This is a genomic window from Arthrobacter sp. B3I4, assembly GCF_030816855.1.
Taxonomy (GTDB): Bacteria; Actinomycetota; Actinomycetes; order Actinomycetales; family Micrococcaceae; genus Arthrobacter.
On sequence record NZ_JAUSYK010000001.1, the window covers coordinates 949,592 to 972,591 of the forward strand.

General features: G+C 63.9%; 12 protein-coding genes and 3 rRNA genes. 9 read left to right on the forward strand and 6 right to left on the reverse strand.

Features of this window, described 5'->3' with window-relative positions:
• Positions 1 to 62: 62 nt before the first annotated feature.
• Positions 63 to 2,435, reverse strand: a complete 2,373-nt coding sequence (locus QFZ61_RS04515; RefSeq protein WP_307033699.1) for an HAD-IC family P-type ATPase — start codon at positions 2,433 to 2,435, stop codon at positions 63 to 65.
• 653 nt (positions 2,436 to 3,088) lie between these two features.
• Here QFZ61_RS04515 and QFZ61_RS04520 point away from each other — a divergent pair.
• The 6 genes from QFZ61_RS04520 (at position 3,089) to QFZ61_RS04545 (ending at position 13,484) form a co-directional block, all read left to right on the forward strand.
• A 16S ribosomal RNA gene (locus QFZ61_RS04520) occupies positions 3,089 to 4,614 on the forward strand.
• Positions 4,615 to 5,168: 554 nt separating this feature from the next.
• A 23S ribosomal RNA gene (locus QFZ61_RS04525) occupies positions 5,169 to 8,295 on the forward strand.
• 235 nt (positions 8,296 to 8,530) lie between these two features.
• A 5S ribosomal RNA gene (gene rrf / locus QFZ61_RS04530) occupies positions 8,531 to 8,647 on the forward strand.
• Together the 16S, 23S and 5S rRNA genes form the textbook arrangement of a ribosomal RNA operon.
• A 307-nt stretch (positions 8,648 to 8,954) precedes the next feature.
• The gene (locus tag QFZ61_RS04535; RefSeq protein WP_011776355.1) at positions 8,955 to 9,242 is read left to right on the forward strand and encodes an HU family DNA-binding protein; all 288 of its coding nucleotides are present in this window, start codon (positions 8,955 to 8,957) and stop codon (positions 9,240 to 9,242) included.
• Between the two features lie 109 nt (positions 9,243 to 9,351).
• Positions 9,352 to 11,505, forward strand: a complete 2,154-nt coding sequence (locus QFZ61_RS04540; protein ID WP_373427129.1) for a cytochrome c oxidase assembly protein — start codon at positions 9,352 to 9,354, stop codon at positions 11,503 to 11,505.
• A complete protein-coding gene (locus QFZ61_RS04545) occupies positions 11,505 to 13,484 on the forward strand; it encodes an NHL domain-containing thioredoxin family protein (protein ID WP_307033701.1) in 1,980 nt (659 codons plus the stop codon). Before QFZ61_RS04540 ends, QFZ61_RS04545 begins: the two co-directional genes overlap by 1 nt.
• A gap of 66 nt (positions 13,485 to 13,550) precedes the next feature.
• On the opposite strand, the gene QFZ61_RS04550 is transcribed toward QFZ61_RS04545, so the two are convergent.
• The 4 genes from QFZ61_RS04550 to QFZ61_RS04565 form a co-directional block, all read right to left on the reverse strand.
• Complete coding sequence (locus QFZ61_RS04550) at positions 13,551 to 14,543, reverse strand: hypothetical protein (protein WP_307033703.1); 993 nt, start codon at positions 14,541 to 14,543, stop codon at positions 13,551 to 13,553.
• A gap of 96 nt (positions 14,544 to 14,639) precedes the next feature.
• A complete protein-coding gene (locus QFZ61_RS04555; RefSeq protein WP_307033705.1) occupies positions 14,640 to 16,325 on the reverse strand; it encodes a helicase HerA-like domain-containing protein in 1,686 nt (561 codons plus the stop codon).
• Positions 16,326 to 16,374: 49 nt separating this feature from the next.
• The gene (locus QFZ61_RS04560; protein ID WP_307033707.1) at positions 16,375 to 17,082 is read right to left on the reverse strand and encodes a type 1 glutamine amidotransferase domain-containing protein; all 708 of its coding nucleotides are present in this window, start codon (positions 17,080 to 17,082) and stop codon (positions 16,375 to 16,377) included.
• A 56-nt stretch (positions 17,083 to 17,138) separates the two neighbouring features.
• On the reverse strand, positions 17,139 to 18,005 hold the full coding sequence (locus QFZ61_RS04565; protein WP_307033710.1) for an aldo/keto reductase: 867 nt from the start codon (positions 18,003 to 18,005) through the stop codon (positions 17,139 to 17,141).
• On the opposite strand from QFZ61_RS04565, the gene QFZ61_RS04570 reads away from it, so the two are divergent.
• The 3 genes from QFZ61_RS04570 to QFZ61_RS04580 all read left to right on the forward strand — a co-directional run bounded on the left by QFZ61_RS04570 (position 17,972) and on the right by QFZ61_RS04580 (position 21,906).
• Positions 17,972 to 19,450, forward strand: a complete 1,479-nt coding sequence (locus QFZ61_RS04570; RefSeq protein WP_307033712.1) for a Zn-dependent hydrolase — start codon at positions 17,972 to 17,974, stop codon at positions 19,448 to 19,450. The two genes, QFZ61_RS04565 and QFZ61_RS04570, sit on opposite strands and share 34 nt — an antisense overlap.
• A 73-nt stretch (positions 19,451 to 19,523) precedes the next feature.
• A complete protein-coding gene (locus tag QFZ61_RS04575; RefSeq protein WP_307033714.1) occupies positions 19,524 to 20,729 on the forward strand; it encodes an amidohydrolase family protein in 1,206 nt (401 codons plus the stop codon).
• A 187-nt stretch (positions 20,730 to 20,916) separates the two neighbouring features.
• The gene (locus tag QFZ61_RS04580) at positions 20,917 to 21,906 is read left to right on the forward strand and encodes an LLM class flavin-dependent oxidoreductase (RefSeq protein ID WP_307033716.1); all 990 of its coding nucleotides are present in this window, start codon (positions 20,917 to 20,919) and stop codon (positions 21,904 to 21,906) included.
• 24 nt (positions 21,907 to 21,930) lie between these two features.
• Here QFZ61_RS04580 and QFZ61_RS04585 read toward each other — a convergent pair whose 3' ends face one another.
• The gene (locus QFZ61_RS04585; RefSeq protein ID WP_307033718.1) at positions 21,931 to 22,977 is read right to left on the reverse strand and encodes a DUF1524 domain-containing protein; all 1,047 of its coding nucleotides are present in this window, start codon (positions 22,975 to 22,977) and stop codon (positions 21,931 to 21,933) included.
• Positions 22,978 to 23,000: the final 23 nt, after the last annotated feature.

Sequence of the window (23,000 nt, forward strand, 5' to 3'; positions counted from 1 at the left end):
CCGGAACTGAGCGAACGTCCGACCGGAGTCAGCCGGAGCGAGGGAGCGTCGGGAACCGGTGGTCAGCGGGGGAACCTGCGCCGGTGGACCAGCGCCAGGAGCTCTATGGCGAGCCCGCCGCCGACGCTGACCGCCCCGGCAGTGATCAGCAGGTCGATCGGCGGCCAGGAGAGGATGAAGAACTCCTGCGCCAACGGAAAGTTGAAGAGGATGACGAGGGCCGCGCACATGGCGGCCAGCACCCCCACCCGTCCGGCGTTAAGTGGTCGGGAAACCGCCGCCAGGATCCAGAGCCCCACGAACGAAAGCGTGAGCACCGAGGCGGAACGCGCAGCGTCTGGCTCCGAAGGCGCTTCCGCCGTCGCGATGCCGTTGACAGCGAGCAGACACGCCGCAACGATCAGCCCGGCCGGCACCGAAAACCAAAGGGACCGTCGCAGGAATCCAGGTCTGTACCGGCGGGCGTTTGGCATCAGCGCTAAAAAGAAGGCGGGAATGCCGATAGTCAGGCCGTCCGTAAAGGACAACTGTCGTGGCAGGAAGGGGAAGGACCACTGCAGCAGTCCGAAACTCACCGCGACGGCAATCGAGTAGGCAGTCTTGCTAAGGAAGAGGCTCGAGACGCGCTCTATGTTGGCGATGACGCGTCGCCCCTCCGCGAGGACCTCCGGCAGCCGGTCGAAGCGGCCATCGAGGAGGACCAGACGGGCCACGGCTTTGGTGGCGGGCGCCGCCGAGTCCATGGCAATGCCAAGGTCCGCTGCCTTAAGGGCAAGGGCGTCATTAACTCCGTCCCCGGTCATTGCAACGGTGTGTCCTAAGCGCTGCAGTGCCGCAACCATGTTCCTTTTCTGATCGGGCGTGACGCGGCCGAAGACAGTATTGCTTTTCATCACCCCTTCGAGAAGCGTCGGGTCCTCCGGTAATGACCGTGCGTCATAACCCTCGGTGACGTCCAGGCCCACCCGCCCCGCGATGGCTGCCACGGTCCGCGGATCGTCGCCGGAAATGATCTTCACCTCAACTCCTTCCGCGCGGAAGAACCGCAAAGTGTCAAAGGCATCACCGCGTAGCTGTTCCCGGAACGTCAGAAGGGCGACCGGTCGGAGCCCGTCCGGCAACGTCTCGGGCTTACCAGGCAACCCATCTGCTGCGCCCAGGAGTAACGTCCGCAGGCCTTTGCCGGCCAGCTCGCCGGCTTGTTCCAGCACGTCAGCGTGACTACCCGGAGCCAGGATCATCTCCGGCGCCCCCAAGACCCAGCTGGGCGTTGCACCGCTGCCTCGGGAGAACGTCACTGCGCTCCATTTGCGGGAGGAAGAGAACGGAACGTACGAGATCGACTGGAAGCCGGCGTCGTCGTCAAAGGCTACGGCGAGGCTGCGCGCGGTGGCGTTAGCCTCCGGTTCAGAGGCGAACCAGCCCAGGGCGTGTTGCCACCCCGTGTCCGGGGCTGAGGTTAGCTGGTAGACCGCCTCGAACTTAAGCCCTCCCTCGGTCAGGGTTCCCGTCTTGTCCATGCACAACACGTCAACCCGGGCCAGCCCTTCGACGGCGGCGAGCTCCTGAATCAGGACCTTGTGGGCGGCAAGCCTGAGTCCGCCGACCGCGAAGGCGACGCTGGTCAACAGCACGAGGCCCAGCGGCACCATGGCGATGATGCTGGCGATGACGCCCACCAGGGCCACGGTCCACGCGCCGGTGGCGAACGCGTCCTGCCAGCCTCCGAGCGCCTGCAGTTCTCCGACGACGACGAGAACCGCAACAGGTACGATCGCCCAGGTGATCCAGCGCAGGACGCGGTCAAGGCTGTTGCGGATCTCTGAATTCACGAGAGAGAATCGGCGCGCGTCGGCCGTAAGACGACTTGCAAACGCTTCGGCACCCACCCGGACCACGCGTGCTTTGGCATGGCCGGCCACGATGATGGACCCTGAAAGGAGTTCTGATCCGGCGTCCTTGCCCACCGGGTCCGATTCCCCGGTAAGCAGGGACTCGTCCGCTTCCAGCCCTGCGGCTTCGAGCACTGCGGCATCGGCCGTTACCTGATCGCCGGAGCGCAGGATCAGCACGTCGTCCTGGACGACGGCGTCCGCGTGAATCTCCTGCAGTTCTCCGTCCCGCAACACCCGCGCCTGTGGGGCATCCATGATGGCGAGCCGGTCCAGGGATCTCTTGGCCCGAAATTCCTGAACCGCTCCGATGACGGCGTTGCCCGCCGCGGCCAGCCCGAATAGGGCGTCCTGCCAGCGCCCTAAAAGCAGCAGAACAAGGAAGCTCGTGCCAACGATGGCGTTGAAGAGGGTCAAGACGTTGGCGCGGAAGATCTGCCACAGGCTTCGACTGGTCTGATCGGGCGTTCGGTTGTCCAGGCCGCTGCTGATGCGCGCCAGCACGTCCGCCTCGGTGAGGCCGGTGAGAGGCGGCCCGGCCACGCGCGGGTGTAGTAGGCCTGGTATCTGGCTCCGGCGCTCTGCCCTCACTCCTCGATGGTAGCGGTCCCTCCAGAAAAGTGACGGAGCGTACAGTCCCGAGCGACTGCGGCGACGGCCTGCACGGGCACTTGAGCGGGGCTCGGAAGGGTGGAACGGCCCGCATCCCGAGTGGTCCTGGCAGGGGGTAGCGCCGGGACTGGGGACGTTTGCCATTGCCACCTGGAGGGTGTATCGTTTTCTAAGTCGCCGCGAGGGAGACCAGCTCAAAAGGCTGGGGACCGGAGGCGGCCAAACCCCCAAAATAATTCGAAACCAAGTTCACTTGGCAATTCATTTGCCGACACATCTTGGCGGGGCTGGTTCGTCCGCTGGTGCGGGTCCGGGAAACCGGATTTGCTTTGGAGGCTGGGACCGGGTAAGTTTGAAAAGTTGCTCCGGAGCGATCGTGGACCTTTTGGTTTGGGGTGGTGCCGGGTGAGTCTGTTGTTTGAGAACTCAATAGTGTGCCAAGTTTGTTGATACCAATTGTTTTATTGATTGGTTGTTTTGGCTGTGTTGTCCATCCCGTGGATGGCATGGTTTTTACAGCTGGTTTCAAATTTTGTGCAGTCTGGTTCCGCGTTTTCCCGTGGTTCTTTGGTTGTGTCTGTTCTTCAACGGAGAGTTTGATCCTGGCTCAGGATGAACGCTGGCGGCGTGCTTAACACATGCAAGTCGAACGATGATCCGGTGCTTGCACCGGGGATTAGTGGCGAACGGGTGAGTAACACGTGAGTAACCTGCCCTTAACTCTGGGATAAGCCTGGGAAACTGGGTCTAATACCGGATATGACTCCTCATCGCATGGTGGGGGGTGGAAAGCTTTTTGTGGTTTTGGATGGACTCGCGGCCTATCAGCTTGTTGGTGAGGTAATGGCTCACCAAGGCGACGACGGGTAGCCGGCCTGAGAGGGTGACCGGCCACACTGGGACTGAGACACGGCCCAGACTCCTACGGGAGGCAGCAGTGGGGAATATTGCACAATGGGCGCAAGCCTGATGCAGCGACGCCGCGTGAGGGATGACGGCCTTCGGGTTGTAAACCTCTTTCAGTAGGGAAGAAGCGAAAGTGACGGTACCTGCAGAAGAAGCGCCGGCTAACTACGTGCCAGCAGCCGCGGTAATACGTAGGGCGCAAGCGTTATCCGGAATTATTGGGCGTAAAGAGCTCGTAGGCGGTTTGTCGCGTCTGCCGTGAAAGTCCGGGGCTCAACTCCGGATCTGCGGTGGGTACGGGCAGACTAGAGTGATGTAGGGGAGACTGGAATTCCTGGTGTAGCGGTGAAATGCGCAGATATCAGGAGGAACACCGATGGCGAAGGCAGGTCTCTGGGCATTAACTGACGCTGAGGAGCGAAAGCATGGGGAGCGAACAGGATTAGATACCCTGGTAGTCCATGCCGTAAACGTTGGGCACTAGGTGTGGGGGACATTCCACGTTTTCCGCGCCGTAGCTAACGCATTAAGTGCCCCGCCTGGGGAGTACGGCCGCAAGGCTAAAACTCAAAGGAATTGACGGGGGCCCGCACAAGCGGCGGAGCATGCGGATTAATTCGATGCAACGCGAAGAACCTTACCAAGGCTTGACATGGGCCGGACCGGGCTGGAAACAGTCCTTCCCCTTTGGGGCCGGTTCACAGGTGGTGCATGGTTGTCGTCAGCTCGTGTCGTGAGATGTTGGGTTAAGTCCCGCAACGAGCGCAACCCTCGTTCCATGTTGCCAGCGCGTAATGGCGGGGACTCATGGGAGACTGCCGGGGTCAACTCGGAGGAAGGTGGGGACGACGTCAAATCATCATGCCCCTTATGTCTTGGGCTTCACGCATGCTACAATGGCCGGTACAAAGGGTTGCGATACTGTGAGGTGGAGCTAATCCCAAAAAGCCGGTCTCAGTTCGGATTGGGGTCTGCAACTCGACCCCATGAAGTCGGAGTCGCTAGTAATCGCAGATCAGCAACGCTGCGGTGAATACGTTCCCGGGCCTTGTACACACCGCCCGTCAAGTCACGAAAGTTGGTAACACCCGAAGCCGGTGGCCTAACCCCTTGTGGGAGGGAGCTGTCGAAGGTGGGACTGGCGATTGGGACTAAGTCGTAACAAGGTAGCCGTACCGGAAGGTGCGGCTGGATCACCTCCTTTCTAAGGAGCACCTACAACAACCCTGCCAAGCCAATGTGCCTGTGTGGTGGTGTTGTCAGGAGTACGCCCGTTGCGCAGACGAAAGTTCTGCGGCGGGTGCTCACGGGTGGAATATCAGCAAATAGCGGCCGCCGGTTTTTCTGCCGGCACCCAGTACGGACATGTTCGTTCCCTTCGGGGTTCGGGTGTCCTGGAACGGTGCGGACGGGGATGGGGCGGTTTCGTGTTTGGCACACTGTTGGGTCCTGAGACAACAGGACCATGGCCCGGGCGTTCTTCCTCTTTTGCGGGGGGTGGGGGTGCGGGGTGTGGGGCTTGTGTGTTTCTGGTTTCCCGGCTGCAGCGAGCATGCACTGTGATGTGCCCCTTTTGCGGGGGTTCTGGTGTGTGGGGTGTGTGGTCTGGGGTTGTTGTTTGAGAACTACATAGTGGACGCGAGCATCTTTTATAAGAAGCAATTTCCAAGAATATGAACCTGGATCTGTCGTTTCTGTCCTTTGGGGCGGGGCGGTGGTTTTCATGGTTCTCTCGAAAATTACTGATTGATCTTTTGTGGTCAAGTTTTTAAGAGCACACGGTGGATGCCTTGGCATTAGGAGCCGAAGAAGGACGTAGGAATCTGCGATAAGCCTGGGGGAGTCGATAACCGGACTGTGATCCCAGGGTGTCCGAATGGGGAAACCCCGCCAGGCGCGCGAGTGACCTGGTGACCCGCATCTGAACACATAGGGTGCGTGGAGGGAACGCGGGGAAGTGAAACATCTCAGTACCCGCAGGAAGAGAAAACAATAGTGATTCCGTTAGTAGTGGCGAGCGAACGCGGATCAGGCTAAACCGTTCCATGTGTGATAGCCGGCGGGCGTTGCATGGTCGGGGTTGTGGGACTTTCCGTTCTGTCTCTGCCGGGACAGTGGGGTGTGTTGCATGGGCATAGGTGAACGGTCTTGAAAGGCCGGCCAGAGAGGGTGTGAGCCCCGTAACCGAAATGTTGTCATGCCGCCCGGAGAGTATCCCAAGTAGCACGGGGCCCGAGAAATCCCGTGTGAATCTGTCAGGACCACCTGATAAGCCTAAATACTCCCTAATGACCGATAGCGGACCAGTACCGTGAGGGAAAGGTGAAAAGTACCCCGGGAGGGGAGTGAAACAGTACCTGAAACCGTGTGCTTACAATCCGTCGGAGCAGCCTTGTAGTTGTGACGGCGTGCCTTTTGAAGAATGAGCCTGCGAGTTAGTGTTACGTCGCGAGGTTAACCCGTGTGGGGAAGCCGTAGCGAAAGCGAGTCTGAACAGGGCGTTGCAGTGGCGTGATCTAGACCCGAAGCGAAGTGATCTACCCATGGCCAGGTTGAAGCGACGGTAAGACGTCGTGGAGGACCGAACCCACTTCAGTTGAAAATGGAGGGGATGAGCTGTGGGTAGGGGTGAAAGGCCAATCAAACTTCGTGATAGCTGGTTCTCCCCGAAATGCATTTAGGTGCAGCGTTGCGTGTTTCTTACCGGAGGTAGAGCTACTGGATGGCTAATGGGCCCTACAAGGTTACTGACGTCAGCCAAACTCCGAATGCCGGTAAGTGAGAGCGCAGCAGTGAGACTGTGGGGGATAAGCTTCATAGTCGAGAGGGAAACAGCCCAGACCACCAACTAAGGCCCCTAAGCGTGTGCTAAGTGGGAAAGGATGTGGAGTTGCGAAGACAACCAGGAGGTTGGCTTAGAAGCAGCCATCCTTAAAAGAGTGCGTAATAGCTCACTGGTCAAGTGATTCCGCGCCGACAATGTAGCGGGGCTCAAGTACACCGCCGAAGTTGTGGCATTCAGATTTTTGCTAAGCCCTTGTGGTTCAGGCGTCTGGATGGGTAGGGGAGCGTCGTGTGGGCAGTGAAGTCGCGGTGGAAACCAGCGGTGGAGCCTACACGAGTGAGAATGCAGGCATGAGTAGCGAAAGACGGGTGAGAAACCCGTCCGCCGAATGATCAAGGGTTCCAGGGTCAAGCTAATCTGCCCTGGGTAAGTCGGGACCTAAGGCGAGGCCGACAGGCGTAGTCGATGGACAACGGGTTGATATTCCCGTACCGGCGAAAAACCGCCCATGCTGAACAGGGGATACTAACCGCCCGAGACCTGCCCTTTTCACCCTTGTGGTGTGAGGGTTTTGGTGGAGCGCGGGACCTGATCCTGGGAGGCAAGCGTATTAACAGGTGTGACGCAGGAAGGTAGCCGGGCCGGGCGATGGTTGCCCCGGTCTAAGGATGTAGGGCGAACGGTAGGCAAATCCGCCGTTCATGATGCCTGAGACCCGATGGGACCCCCGTATGGGGGGATCCGGTGATCCTATGCTGCCGAGAAAAGCATCGACGCGAGGTTTTAGCCGCCCGTACCCCAAACCGACACAGGTGATCAGGTAGAGAATACTAAGGCGATCGAGAGAATTATGGTTAAGGAACTCGGCAAAATGCCCCCGTAACTTCGGGAGAAGGGGGGCCCCTATCGTGATGGACACATGCTGTCCGGAGCGTGGCGGGGCCGCAGAGACCAGGGGGAAGCGACTGTTTACTAAAAACACAGGTCCGTGCGAAGTCGCAAGACGATGTATACGGACTGACTCCTGCCCGGTGCTGGAAGGTTAAGAGGACCGGTTAGCCGCAAGGCGAAGCTGAGAATTTAAGCCCCAGTAAACGGCGGTGGTAACTATAACCATCCTAAGGTAGCGAAATTCCTTGTCGGGTAAGTTCCGACCTGCACGAATGGAGTAACGACTTCCCCGCTGTCTCAACCATAAACTCGGCGAAATTGCAGTACGAGTAAAGATGCTCGTTACGCGCAGCAGGACGGAAAGACCCCGAGACCTTTACTATAGTTTGGTATTGGTGTTCGGAGTGGCTTGTGTAGGATAGGTGGGAGACGTTGAAGCCCGGACGCCAGTCCGGGTGGAGTCATCGTTGAAATACCACTCTGGTCACTTTGGACATCTAACTTCGGCCCGTAATCCGGGTCAGGGACAGTGCCTGATGGGTAGTTTAACTGGGGCGGTTGCCTCCTAAAAAGTAACGGAGGCGCCCAAAGGTTCCCTCAGCCTGGTTGGCAATCAGGTGTCGAGTGTAAGTGCACAAGGGAGCTTGACTGTGAGAGAGACATCTCGAGCAGGGACGAAAGTCGGGACTAGTGATCCGGCGGTACATTGTGGAATGGCCGTCGCTCAACGGATAAAAGGTACCTCGGGGATAACAGGCTGATCTTGCCCAAGAGTCCATATCGACGGCATGGTTTGGCACCTCGATGTCGGCTCGTCGCATCCTGGGGCTGGAGTAGGTCCCAAGGGTTGGGCTGTTCGCCCATTAAAGCGGTACGCGAGCTGGGTTTAGAACGTCGTGAGACAGTTCGGTCCCTATCCGCTGCGCGCGCAGGAAATTTGAGAAGGGCTGTCCTTAGTACGAGAGGACCGGGACGGACGAACCTCTGGTGTGTCAGTTGTACTGCCAAGTGCACCGCTGATTAGCTACGTTCGGATGGGATAACCGCTGAAAGCATCTAAGCGGGAAGCTCGCTTCAAGATGAGATTTCCATACACCTCGTGTGTGAGAGGCCCCCAGCCAGACCACTGGGTTGATAGGCCGGATGTGGAAGCGAGGACTAACGACTCGTGAAGCTGACCGGTACTAATAGGCCGATAACTTACACCACACACCCCACCTTCGTGAACGGATTCAAAAGACGTTCACACCACGAAGGAGGGGGAAAGAGACAAGACTGCTTGCGTCCACTATGTGGTTCCCAAACAACAAACACCCAAACCCACGGGAACGTTGCTTGACGAACCAAAACAACTGAATACAACACCACATGTTGTAACCATAAGATTTCCCACCCAGGGAAAACCGCCCGCCAGGGCCGGCCACCAGGGGTGCGGACACAGGGTTACGGCGGTCATAGCGTGGGGGAAACGCCCGGTCCCATTCCGAACCCGGAAGCTAAGACCCACAGCGCCGATGGTACTGCACCCGGGAGGGTGTGGGAGAGTAGGACACCGCCGGACATAAATTAGGTCGAGAGCCTCCAACCGCAAGGTTGGGGGCTCTCCCCCTTTAACCACTGAAACCGCCCGTCGGCAGGAGTGACCTGCAGTCCCGCCCTCTGGCCGAGCGGGCATCTCCGGTGGCGGTGTCCGCTGAAGGCTGAAATACGGTGCCCCAAGTCTGATAATCCCGCTATTTTTCCCGAAAAAGGGCGAAAACACGCGGAATTTGCCGCTCTCGCGGCGCCAAGCTGGTAAGTTTTCGAAGAGTGGCTTGTGCGCACCCGCGTGCAGGCTTCAGAAATCAGAACCGTCCAGGAGGACATAAATGGCTAAGAACCGTAGTGAACTTGTTGCAGAGGTAGCTGGCAAGGCCGGCACCAGCCAGGCAGCCGTCAACTCCGTGCTCGATGCACTGTTCGAGGTTTTCGAAACCTCTGTCGCCGCGGGCGAGAAGATCACCATCCCGGGCTGGCTCGCCGTCGAGCGCACCGACCGTGCAGCCCGCACCGGCCGTAACCCGCAGACCGGCGAGACCATCCAGATTGCCGCTGGCCACAGCGTCAAGCTGACCGCCGGCTCCAAGCTGAAGGCTGCAGTCGCCAAGAAGAAGTAGTCCACTTCAGGCACCTGAAAGGAGCGGCAGCCCAACGGGTTGCCGCTCCTTTGCGTTAACCACCCCGAACGGATTCGGCCCCCGGGCAGGCGTAGCGGACAATGGAGTTGTGCCTTTTGCAACAAAACCCCAGAGCCCGGCAGCGCCCACCCCGACGGGGGGAGCGTCTGGCTCAGGTGCCGAAGCGGCCGGAATCCCCCGGCCCTGGCAGTGGGCCGGCCTGGGCGTTCTGTTCCTGGCCCTGGTATCGGCATTGCTCTTTTCCGGTGCGGCCAACGCTCGTGCCGTCTCAGATCCGGGTGCTCTGGTCCGTTGGGGACTGCCGGTCAGCAAGGCCATCCACAACGTCGCCCTGGCAACGGTGATCGGCGGTCTGATCTTTGCGGTGGGCATCCTGCCCAGGAGCCTCTCCGCCTCGCGGACCAAGAACCGTGATGCGCCCGAGCATCCCGCCTTCACCCGCGTGCTGGCCATTGCCGCCGTCGCGGGCGTTGCATGGACCCTCTCAGCCGTTGGCGTGCTCGTCCTGACCTATTCGGACATAGCCGGTCAGTCGCTTTCAAGCGGCCCGGAATTCACGAGGTCCCTCGTGTACTACATGACGGACATTGATACCGGCAGGGCGTGGTTGGCGGTGGTCATCATCTCCGCCGTGGTGACAACCGCATTGTTCGGCGTCCGCTCACGCGGCGCGCTGGCGCTCACTTTAGTTCTTGCGGTCGCAGGGCTGGCGCCTGCGGCGCTGATCGGCCATTCAGCCAGTTCCAGCGACCATGAAGGCGCGATCAACTCCTTGGGCCTTCACCTCGTCGGGGTATCGGCATGGGTGGGTGGCATCATTGTGCTCACCCTGCTATCCGGCGTCCTGGCCGGCGCCTCGGCTGCAGGGGGCAAGGGCAGGGCCGACATCACCGAAGCCACCCTCCGCCGCTTCTCGGCCTTGGCCGGCTTCGCCTTCGCCCTGGTCTTCGCCTCCGGGGTGATCAACGCCAGCATACGGCTCTCCAGTTGGGGCGATCTCCTCGGCTCTGCCTACGGTCAGCTGATCCTGGCCAAGACCGCAGCGACACTGGTTCTGGGCGGCGTCGGCCTTATGCACCGGCGGTGGGTCATTCCGCAGCTGAGTGTCCAGGGGTCTCGCCTGTCGGCCCGCCGGGTGCTCTGGCAGCTGGTGCTTGTCGAGTTGTTGGTCATGGGCGCGACGTCGGGCATCGCTGTCGCACTTGGCCGCTCCGCCCCGCCGGAACCCACGACGTTCGCTCCGGATGCGACGCCGGCCTTCATCCTCTCCGGTTACGAATTGCCTCCGGAGCTGACCCCGCAACGCTGGCTTACCGAGTGGCGACTGGACTGGCTTTGGGTCGCCGCCGCCGTTTTCGGGCTCGTGTCCTACTTCCTCGGAATCCGCAAGGTCCACAAGCGCGGGGACTCCTGGTCCTGGTTCCGGTCCGTCAACTGGGTGATCGGCCTCGTGGTGCTCACCTACATTACGTCCGGGCCGCCGGCGGTCTACGGCCGCGTACTGTTCTCGGCGCACATGGTGGACCACATGGCCCTGACGATGGTGGCGCCGATCTTCCTGGTCCTCGGGGCGCCGGTCACGCTCGCGCTCCGCGCGCTGACCGCACGACGCGACAGTTCGCGCGGACCCCGCGAGTGGCTGCTGCTCTTTGTGCACTCCAAGTTCTCCCAGCTGGTCACGCACCCGCTGTTTGCCGCGGCCAACTTCGCCGGCTCGATTGTGCTGTTCTACTACTCGGATGCTTTTGGCTACGCCATGCGCGACCATGTGGGACACGAACTGATGAACCTGCACTTCGCCCTGACCGGCTACATCTTCGTGCTGACCATGATCGGCACCGATCCGTTGCCGCGGCGTGCCCCGTACCCGATGCGGCTCCTGCTCCTGCTGGCCACCATGGGCTTCCACGCCTTCTTCGGCGTCGCCATCATGGGCGGGACGGGGTTGCTGGCGGCCGACTACTTCGGCAACCTCGGCCGGACCTGGGGCGACTCGGCCCTGCTGGACCAGCAAAAGGGCGGCGCGGTGGCCTGGGGGATCGGCGAAGTGCCCACCCTGCTCGTGGCCATCGGCGTCGCGGTCATGTGGTCCCGCTCCGATGCCCGCGAGTCCAGGCGCACCGACCGGGCAGCGGACAGGAATAACGACGCCGATCTAACCGCTTACAACGATATGTTTGCCCAGCTCGCCGAACGCGACGCGAAGCTGGCCGAACGCAACTCAAAGCTGGAAGGACGCTGATGAGCGAATCTGTACGCACCCACCTCCGGGTCCGGGCCTCCGAACTCGTGGGCCGCGGCTGGTTGAACACCGGCGGCAAGTCCCTGGACCTCGAGTCCCTGCGCGGCAAGATCGTGCTGCTGGATTTCTGGACGTTCTGCTGCATCAACTGCCTGCACGTCCTGGATGAGCTCCGCCCGCTGGAACAACAGTATTCCGACGTCCTGGTGACTGTGGGGGTGCACTCGCCGAAGTTCGAGCACGAGGCGGACCCGGTAGCCCTCGCCGCCGCCGTAGAGCGTTACGAGATCCGCCACCCGGTGCTGGACGACCCGGAGCTGGACACGTGGAAGGCCTACACGGCCCGCGCCTGGCCTACCCTGGTGGTCATTGACCCCGAGGGGTACATCGTGGCGCACCTTTCCGGGGAGGGCCACGCTGACGGCTTGGCTGTGCTCATCCCGGAGCTGATTGCCGAACACGAAGCGAAGGGGACCCTGCACCGCGGTGACGGACCCTACGTGGCCCCGGAACCGACCTCGGGCACGTTGCGGTTCCCGGGCAAGGCCCTGTTCCTGCCGGCCGGCCGCGGCGGCACCGCTGCAGCAGCGGCCGGGAACGAGGCGGCCGCCGGATCCTGGCTGGTCACCGACACCGGCCACCACCGCCTGGTGGAACTCTCCACCGACTTCCAGACGGTGCTGGGCACCTATGGATCGGGCGAGAAGGGCTACGCCGACGGCGGTTCCACCGACGCCCGCTTCAACGAACCCCAGGGCCTGGTACTGCTGCCGGAGGACGTCGCCGCCAAAGCCGGTTACGACGTCGTCATCGCCGACTCGGTGAACCACCGGCTCCGGGCGCTCTCCCTCAAGGACGGCACGGCCACGACCCTTGCCGGCAACGGCATACAGCGTCTGCTCGAAACGGGACCCGCCCGCGTGGACGAGGAGGGTGCCGCCTTCGGCGCCAGGCTCGAGGCCGACCCGCTGCAGGTGTCACTGAGCTCGCCCTGGGACGTCGTCTGGTCCAGCAAGCTCAACGCCGTCGTAGTGGCAATGGCCGGCGTGCACCAGATCTTCAGCTTCGACCCGGCCACCGGCGCCGTGTCCATCATCGCCGGAAACGGTCTCGAGGGGCTGCTCGACGGCCCGGCCGCCGAAGCCTGGTTTGCGCAGTCCTCCGGCCTGGCCGAGGACGCGGACGGCAACATCTGGGTCGCGGACTCCGAGACCTCCGCACTGCGCAAGCTCGTCATCGACGACGGCGGAGCCATCACCGTTGAGTCGGCCGTCGGCAAGGGGTTGTTCGACTTCGGCTTCCGTGACGGGCCAGCCGCCGAAGCCCGGCTGCAGCACCCGCTGGGCGTGACCGTGCTGCCGGACGGCTCCGTGGCCATTGCGGATACGTACAACGGCGCGGTCCGCCGCTATGACCCGTCCTCGGGGACGGTGTCCACGCTCGCCCGCGGACTCTCCGAGCCGTCTGATGTCATTGTGGACCACACCCAGGTGGCCGGCTCCGAGCCGCTGCTGGTGGTGGTGGAGGCGAACAAGCACCAACTCGTCTATGTGCCGATCCCCAAGGAAGCACAGCAGGTTGACGAGGGTGCCTCACAGACCCAGCGTCCCAAGAGCCCGGTCGCGCCAGGGCTGCTGTCCCTGACGGTCCGTTTCACCGCCCCGACCGGGCAGAAGCTGGATGACCGCTGGGGCGACCCGACGCAGTTGAAAATTTCCTCGACGCCGCCGGAGCTGCTGCTGGCAGGCGGCGGAACCTCCGTCGGCCTGCTCCGCACCCTGGAGCTGGCGGCCGACGTCCCCGAGGGCGTACTGCACATCACCGCGCGGGCCGCGGCCTGCGACGGGCCGGAAACCGAGGACGGTGAGATCCCGGACCACGCAGCGTGCCATCTGTACCAGCAGGACTGGGGCATCCCCGTAGTGCTGCAGTCCGACGGCGACACCGAGCTCGTCCTTGACCTGCGCGGGATGGACTAGCCCCCCGCCGGGGGCCGCCGTCCCTGGTCGGCGGTTTGGGCCGCCGCCCAGGGACCGGCTGAAGACCTAGTTGCTGAGCTGCGGAGTGAGCTTGACCGTGTCGCCGTCAATGTCCAGACGAGTGGTGAAGCTGAAGTCGTGGACCGCGTTGAGTTCGGTGACCGCGCCGGTGAAAAGGTCTATCTGGCGCGCCTTGATCCGGGCCTTGCCGTCCAGGGGTGCTACTACCCAGCGCCCGCCAAAGGGCTCGATCTTGACCGCGGGATACTCGGAGATGCTCCAGTCGATCGTCCCGTCCACCACCCGGTTGTTCGTGGTGTGGTAAAACGGGCAATCCGGCTGGAGCTGCTGCTTCTTGTCGGCCTGGTCGGCGCAGTTGTCCAGGAACTCCTTGACTTTGCCACTCACAGCATCTTTCAGGCCGTCCGTGGCCTGAGTCAGCAGGTTCAGCGGTGCGGCGGGCATGTCCCGGCCCGGCACAATTGCCTTGGTGGCGGGGGCAGCGAAGAACTGGCCGGCCAGGGAGGCTTCGTACTGGCCGGGGTAAAAAACGGCAAAGGAGTTGCGGCCGTTGGGCATGTTCACCGGCACACCGTTCAGCGAAGCCTGATTCGAGTTCACGACGGTGACATCCAGTACCGGCAGGGCCGCGGGAACAATCGACCAGTCGTGAAAGAAGAGCCACTGGGTGCCGGAACTCTGCAGCAGGAACTCGGTGTGCAGCTGGCTGCCGTCGATGGTGTAGTCGATCGGCACCATGACCTGGTTGTCGCCCCGGTCCTCGGCGTCACCAAACTTGACATCGGAGATCAGTGCGGCCGCCGTCTTCAGGGCCTCTCCGTCCAGCATGGCGGGGCTGCTTTTCGGGACAGTGGCGTGAAGCAGTCCGAGCGCTTTTTCGCCTTCGCCCTTCTGCAAGGCGTCGAGGTATTCGCGCACCGGTTGCTGGGGACTGGCCAGGGAGTTGTTCACCAGATTGATGGCGACGACGGCGCCCGCCACTGCCAGCATCAGGCCCAACAGCCAAAGGGCTGCGGTCCTGACCACCGCCTGACTCATCTGCACGCCCCTTACGTTACCTGCAAGCCCGCTTAATGCAGGTGCCCGAGGGCGCCGTTGTGATGCGCAGCATCACCGGCTGGCCCCGCGGGTGACCTACCGCCTGCGCCGCCGGGAGGAGGTTCCAAAGACGCCCCGCAACAGTTCCCGGCCGAGCTGGGTCCCCAGCGAACGGGCCATGCTCTTGAGGCCACCGCCCAATGCCCCACCCAGTGCGCCGGCGAGGTCTTCGCCCATCCCGCCGCCGGTTTCCTGGGGTTGCGCCGTCCGGCGCCGCGGGGCGGCCGGTTCGGGCGCAGGGCGGCTGCTGGGCCGGCCCAGGATTTCTTCCTCAATCCGCCGCGCTTCGGCGTCGACGGCGTCAGGATCCGTTGCGGTCGCGGCGCCAGCGGACCTGGGCCCGCCGGCCGAGGGGCCAGTCGAGGAAGCAGCGCGGTCCGCCAGCTTTTCGTAGGCCGAGACGTTGTCCACGGCCGTGCCGTACCTGGGAAGCAGGGCCGATCCCGCCACAGTGCTTGCGATCAGGGCGTCCTCGCTGGGGCCCATCACCGACTCCGGTGCCCGGAGCCGGGTCAGGGCCACCGGGGTCGGTGCGCCCTTCTCGTTCATCACGGTGATTACGGCCTCGCCGATTCCGGCGGACGTGAGCGTCTCTTCGAGGTCGTAGTCGCTCATCGGGAAGGTGGAGACCGTCGCCTTCAGTGCCTTGGCGTCCTCGGGGGTGAAGGCACGCAGGGCATGCTGCACGCGGTTTGCCAGCTGGCCCAGAACCTCCGCGGGGACGTCCTTCGGGGTTTGCGTCACGAAGAAAATGCCCACGCCCTTGGAACGGATGAGGCGGACGGTGGTGGTGATGGCTTCCAGGAAAGCTTTGGAGGCGTCGTTGAACAGCAGGTGGGCTTCGTCCAGGAAAAATACGAGTTTGGGCTTGTCCAGGTCGCCGGCCTCGGGCAGATCCTCGAACAGGTCGGCGAGCAGCCACATCAGGAAAGTGGAAAAGAGCATGGGCTTGGTCTGCAGCGTCGGCAGTTCCAGGCAGGTGATGACGCCGCGGCCGTCAGGGGCGGTCCGCAGCAGCTCGGCGGTGTCGAACTCCGGTTCACCGAAGAACTTCTCCATGCCCTGCGCCTCCAGCGTGATGAGTTCACGCAGGATGACGCCGGCGGTCGCCTTGGAAAGCCCCCCCAGGTCCTGGAGCGCGTCCTTGCCCTCGTCTGAGGTCAGGAACTGGATGACGGCGCGCAGGTCCTTGAGGTCTATCAGTTCGAGGTTGTTCTTGTCAGCGAAGTGGAACACGAGCTGCAGGCTGGACTCCTGGGTCTCGTTGAGCTCCATGATCCGCGACAGCAGGATGGGTCCGAACGAGGTGATCGTGGACCGTACCGGGATGCCGGCGCCGTCGCCGCCGAGGGCGAGAAACTCCACGGGGAAAGTCTTTCCGGACCAGGCCTGACCGATGCTGTCGGTACGTGCCTTCAGTTTTTCGGAACCGACGGCGGCGGTAGCGAGCCCGGAGAGGTCCCCCTTGATATCCGCAAGGAACACCGGGACCCCTGCGGTGGAGAGCTGTTCAGCCATCATGTGCAGCGTCACGGTCTTGCCTGTGCCGGTGGCACCGGCAACGAGGCCGTGACGGTTCATCATCGCCAGCGGCAGCCGTACCGGCGCGTCCTTGTGCAGCTCGCCGTCGACGATCGCGGCGCCCAGCTCGATCGTGGGGCCCTCCAGGGTGTACCCCTTCTGGAGCGTGGCTACTTTATCTGCGGTTGATTTCTCGGCCATGCCGCAAGCTTAGCCGGGTCCGGTTGCCCGGACCCGGCTACAGCGGGCTTTACTTCGCGTCGGAGAGCGCTTTCAGCACTTCCTTGGCGACGTCCTCGCTGGACTGCGGGTTTTGTCCCGTGATGAGGTTCCCGTCGCGGACCACGTGGGAGCTCCAGGCGGCGGCGTTCTCCACGACCGCGCCCTTCTCCTTCAAGGCGTCCTCCACGAACCACGGCGTGTTCGGGCCGGTTCCGCCGCCCAGTTCCTCTTCGTTCGTGAACACGGTGAGCCGGCGCCCCGCGAAGGTGAACTTGCCGGCCTCGTCGACGGCGCTCAGCAGACCGGCGGGTCCGTGGCAGAACGGGGCGATGATCTTGCCGGCCGAGTTGGCCTCGATCAGGAGCTTGCCGAGGTGGGCGTCCTGGAAGAGGTCGGCCATGGGCCCGTGGCCGCCGGGCATCACCACGGCCTCGTACGCGGACAGGTCGACGTCGGCCAGCACCAGCGGAGCCGTGAGCTCAGCGTCGATTTTCTCCAGGTAATCCCGGAATCCCTGCGCACGCTCTTCGCCGCCGGCGGACTCGGCGGCGAGGCTGACCTGGTCCACGGTGGGCTTGGCACCGCCCGGGGTAGCGATCCGGACGCTGTGGCCGGCGTCGAGCAGGGTCTGGTGCGAGACGACGAGTTCCTCGGCCCAGTAGCCGGTGGCGTGCTCGCTGCCGTCACGCATGGTGAGGGAATCGGCGGCGGATACGACCATAAGGATATTAGCCATGTTGTGCTCCTGTTCTGCCGGCGGGAAGCCGGTCAACGGGTTAGTTGGGTGGGTTTTTAGCGCGCGGCTTCGAGCTCTGCGAACGTAGCGTCATCGAGGACGACGCCCGCGGCGGCCAGGTTCTCTTCGAGGTGCCGGACGGAGCCGGTGCCCGGGATCGGCATCATCACTGGAGAGCGGCGCAACAGCCAGGCAAGGGCAACCTGGGAGGTGGTGGCTCCGAGGCGTGTGGCGGCCTCATCCAGCGGGCCGCCCGGGCGGGCCAGTTCGCCGGCGGAGATCGGTGCCCACGGGATGAAGCCGATGCCGTGCTCCTCGGCGTAGTTGAGCACATCCTCTGAACTCCGGTCGGTCAGGTTGTAGCGGTTCTGCACGGTGGAGACGGTGAAGAAGCGGCTTGCCTGCTCGAGTTCGGCGACGCTGACCTGTGAGAGCCCCAGCGCCTTGACTTTGCCTTCTTTTTGCAGGTCGCGGAGGACACTGAATTGCTCCTCCGGGTCCACCTTGGGATCGATCCGGTGCAGCTGCAGCAGGTCCAAGGAGTCGACCTTGAGTTTGCGCAGGCTCAATTCCGTCTGCTGACGCAGGTACTCGGCCCGGCCCAGCGGCACCCACTGATCCGGCCCGGTGCGGGTGAATCCCACCTTGGTGGCAATCTTCAGGCCGTCCCGGTACGGGTGGAGGGCCTCGGCCAGGATCTCTTCACTGACGTTCGGCCCGTAGGAATCGGCGGTGTCGATGAAGTCGACGCCCAGCTCCATGGCGCGGCGGACGACGGCGATGGCTGTAGCCCGGTCCGCGGGCTCCCCCCAGACACCGTCCCCGACGATCCGCATGGCGCCGAAGCCCAGGCGGTGGACCGTTCCAACGTCCTTGAGGTTAATTGTTGATGACTGACTGGTCTGTACATTTTCAGTGGTCATACTTGCGCCAACCCTCCACCGGGCCGCCCTATTCCAACGCGCCGCGCGCAGGACCGGGAATCCTCGCCTATAAGCTGAGGCCGCCGGCACGCGAGGAAAGTGTTCCGGGAAAGGACTCGAAGGGGAGTTATGAAGGTTGCCGCAATGCCGACAATGCCAACCGTGCGGTTCTGCCTCGACGGGGCGCGCGGGTGAGCGCGTCCCCGCTCAACATAAACGCGCCTCGGCTGGTAGCTGACCTCACGGCGCTCGGACGGATCGGACGGGTGGATTCCGGCGGAATCAGCCGCAGCTCGTTCTCGGCCGCGGACACCGAGGCCCGGGCCTGGTACCGGGCCCGCTGCGCTGACGCAGGCCTCTCTGTCAGGGAGGACGGGGTGGGCAACCTGATCGTGTCTTCGCCGAACGCTGCCGCTCAGATTGCGGAGCGGCCCGCTGTCTGGTCCGGCTCGCACCTGGACACCGTCCCTAATGGCGGCCAGTTCGACGGCGCCCTGGGCGCCCTCGCTGCCCTGGAGTGCCTCCGCCGGATCCACGAGGAGGGTATCGAGCTTGAGCGTCCGGTATGCAGCATCGTGTACACGGACGAGGAGGGCAATTTTGCCCACCTTCTGGGCTCCAGCGCCATGGCCAGAGGGTATTCGCGGGCCGAGCTCGAAGCCATGGTCGGCCGGGACGGAGACCGCTTCGTAGACACCTTCATCGCGGCCGGCGGTGACCTCACTGCGGCGACACGCACCAAGATTGATCCGGCAACCCTGCACTCGACAGTCGAACTGCACATCGAGCAGGGACCGACCCTGGAAGCTCTGGGCCACCAGATCGGTGTGGTGACCGGCATTGTCGGTCTTGGCGGCGGCGAAGTGACGTTCCGGGGCCGGGCGGATCACGCGGGCACGACCCCCATGAACCAGCGCAAGGATGCCATGGTGGCGGCCGGTGCCTTCGTCGCCGCCCTCCCAGAGCTGGCGCCGCAAACCAGCGATCGTTCCGTCATTACCTGCGGGATGGTCACCGTCAGTCCCGGAAGCGCCAACGTCATCCCGGACTCCGCCCGGGTCAGTGTGGATTTTCGAGACCCGGTCAGGGAGAACGTGGCGGCCCTCGAAGCGGCCATCCGCAACACTGCCCGTGACATCGCCGCGCGCTACGGCTTGGCAGTCACCGTCGACCTTGAGGACAGCATCCCCCCGGCGCCCCTCAACAGTGGAATCCAGGACATTATTGCGTCCCGTGCAGAGGCCCGCGGGCTGTCGTCCTGGCCGATGCCGTCGGGAGCCGGTCACGACTCCCAGAACCTGGCGCCGCTCGTTCCTACGGGCATGATCTTTGTGCCCAGCATCGGCGGCCGTAGCCACTGCCCCGAGGAAGACACCTCCTGGGCAGATGTGGAAAACGGCGCCAACGTCCTGCTCGACACGCTGATCCAGCTGGCGGGCGGCTGATTCCGTCCGGGCGGACCGCTTCCAGGTTTCACCGCACACACCATCGACATTGCAACGGTTCAGGAGCTAGCACATGGCAACAACAATCTTTCGCCGCGGGAACGTCTTCGACGGGACCGGGAGCATGCCCGTTCAGACCGACGTCGCCGTCAGCGGCGGCAGGATCACCGCCGTCGGCCCGGACCTCCACGGTGACGAGGAGGTGGACCTCGCCGGTTCCACCCTGCTCCCCGGCCTCATCGATTCGCATGTGCACCTGACCATGAGCGATCTGGACACAATGAGGGGACTCGAGCGCCCCTTTTCGTATCCGTTCTACCAGGCGATCCACAACATGGCGGCGACCCTGGATTGCGGCATCACCACCGTTAGGGACGCCGGCGGGACTGACCAAGGAATGCAGCTGGCAGTGGAAGACGGCCTCATCGAGGGCCCGCGGATGCAGATTGCCGTCAGCATTCTCAGCCAGACCGGCGGCCACAGTGACGGCTGGATGCCCTCCGGCTTCGAGATCGGCCACCAGATCCCGCACCCGGGACGACCGTCCGGCATCGTTGACGGGCCCGAAGAGATGCGCCGGAAGGTGCGGGAACTGGTGCGCGTTGGCGCCGAAGTCATCAAGGTATGTACCTCCGGCGGTGTTTTGTCGCCGCGGGACGACCCGCGGCATGCCCACTTCCGGGATGACGAACTGGCAGCTCTGGTGGCGGAGGCAACGGCGGCCGGCCGCGGCGTGATGGCGCACGCGCAGAGTACTGACGGAATTAAGAACGCGGTCCGGGCGGGTATCCGCTCCATCGAGCACGGGATCTACCTGGATGACGAGGCGATTTCTATGATGGTCGACGCCGGAACGTGGCTTGTGCCCACTCTTTCGGCGCCCCAGGCGGTGCTGAACGCCGTCGCGGGCGGCGCAAAGATTCCGGCGGAGTCGCTGCGCAAGGCCCGCGAAGTCATTGACGCCCATGCTGACTCGTTCGCCCGGGCGGTGGAAGCCGGGGTCAAGGTGGCGATGGGCACCGATACCGGTGTGGGTCCGCACGGAGCCAACCTCGACGAACTTCCGCTGATGGAAGCAGGCGGCATGACGCCGCAACAGGTGCTGGCGGCCTGCACGTCGTCGGCGGCGGACCTGCTCGGAATGGGGGAGGACCTCGGCACCATCGCCCCTGGTAAGCGGGCCGACCTGGTCGTCATGTCCGGGGACCCCTTCGACCTGCGGGCTTTCAAGTCCAACATCTCCGCGGTCTACAAAGGCGGCGTCAAGATCCGCGGTTAGGGCACCGGGCCGGCTGGCAGCCCGTGGGACCAGCCGGGCCCCAGAAATAACCGGGCCGCCGTCGTCGTTGTCCATGGTGCGTCCGGAAATAGGCCGGACCTGCGATGACGAAGTGAACTGTGAATCCGACTCCGCCGTGACCGATCGGTCCGAAGGTGTGGATTCTGCAACGAAAGGCCGCACCGACGTGACTGTACCCCTCTCCATCCTTGACCTGGCAACCATCGCGAAGGGCCAGACGGCGGCAGAAAGCTTCGCCGGCAGTGTGGCCATGGCGCAGCGGGCCGAGGAGCTGGGTTACCGCCGTATCTGGTACGCCGAGCACCACAACATGTCCTCCATCGCGTCGTCCGCGACCAGCGTGCTGATCGCCCACATCGCGGCGCACACCAAGAGCATCCGCCTTGGTTCCGGCGGGGTCATGCTGCCAAACCACTCGCCGCTGACCATCGCCGAGCAGTTCGGCACCCTGGAAACCCTGCACCCTGGCCGGATCGACCTGGGTCTGGGGCGCGCGCCCGGCAGCGACCAGAGCACCATGCGGGCGCTGCGTCGCGACCCGATGAGTGCGGACAGCTTCCCCCAGGATGTACTCGAACTTCAGGGCTACCTGACCGGCCCCACCCGCATCCCGGGCGTGGAAGCCACCCCCGGCAAGGGCACCAACGTGCCGCTCTACATCCTCGGCTCGTCGCTGTTTGGCGCGAAGCTGGCCGCCCAGCTCGGGCTGCCCTACGCGTTCGCTTCGCACTTCGCGCCGAACGCGCTGCAGGACGCTGTGGCCATTTACCGCCGCGATTTCCGGCCCTCTGAGCAGCTGGAGGCCCCGCACGTGATCGCCGGCGTCAATGTGATCGCCGCGGATTCGGCGTCCGATGCGCAGGAAATGTTCCAGGCCACCAAGCGTGCACGGGTGTCGCTGTTCTTTGGCAACGGCCGGGTCTTCAGCGACGACGAGGCAGACATGATCCTGGATTCCCCGCAGGGCCAGCACATGGCGCAGATGATGAAGTACTCCGCCGTCGGCACCCCGGACGCAGTGCTGGAATACCTCGATGGGTTCACCCGCCACGCCGACGCCGACGAACTGATCGTTGCGCACCAGAGCCCGGGGGTGGATGACCGGCTGCGCTCCGTGGAGCTCCTCGCCGAGGCCGCCGGACTGGTCCGCGTCTAAGCAGGCACTCCAGCGGGCAGGCGGCTACTCGCAGGCCACCCCGTCGCCGTCGCGGTCGAGTTTGCTGCTGTACCCGGGCTGGCCGCGCCGGATGGGCGCTGCGCCCGCGGCCCGCACCGCCGCGCAGTTCGCGTAAAACACGGCAGCGGGTGCGGGGACAGCGGGAACGGGAGCCGGCGCCGGAGCGACCTGGGCCGGCGGGGCGGCCGCCGGCGGCGCGGCTGGCGCGGGCTGGGCCGGAGCTGGCGCCGGCGCAGCCGCCGGGGGTTGTTCGTTGGTCGGGGCCAAGGCATCCCGGCAGTCGGCCAGGACCCTCGCCATGGCGTCGTGCTCCGCTTGGGTCACCCAGAGCGCGTAGCTGGCCTTGACCGAAATCTGGCGGGCCACGTAGGCGCAGCGGTAGGACTTGTTCGGCGGCAACCAGGTGGCGGCGTCGCCGTCGCTCTTTTGCATATTGGCCGGGCCGTCCACGGCCAGGAGGTTGAGCGGGTCGTTCGCGAAGGCGAGACGCTGCGCGGGGCTGAGCTGCTGCGCACCCTTCTGCCAGGCGTCGCTGAGGGCCACGACGTGGTCGATCTGCACCGCGGTGCTCGTGCTGTTGCCGCGGACGAAGTTGATCAGCTTCGCGGTGTAGGGGTCATTCAGTGCGCCGGAGAGCACCACGCAGTCACGCGTGCCCGCCTTGAGGGCGACCGCCGTCAGGTCGCGGCGCAGCGTGTCGTTCCGGGTGTCGCAGCCGTTGCGGTCCACGTCGGCCCACGCCTGCCCGAACTGGTCCCGGGAGTAACCGGTCTTGGGCGCGCGGCCTTTTACCGCCAAGGTGGCCAGAACGTCCAGGGCTTTGCTTGCGTAAGCCGGTTGCTGATGCGGGGCGGAGGCTCCGCCCGGTGCGACGGCGGGGGCGGTTTCCGGGTCCAGCGGGGCGCCGGCCTCGCCGGAAGGCGTTGGCGTCGGCGTCGGGGAAGCGGTGGCGGACGGCGTGGCGGAGGCGCTCGAGGGAACGGTAACGGCCTGCGGCTCTGCTGCGGCGGGTGCGGGGCCGGCGCACGCGGTGGACGAAACGAGCAGCAACCCGGCTAGACCAGAGACAACCC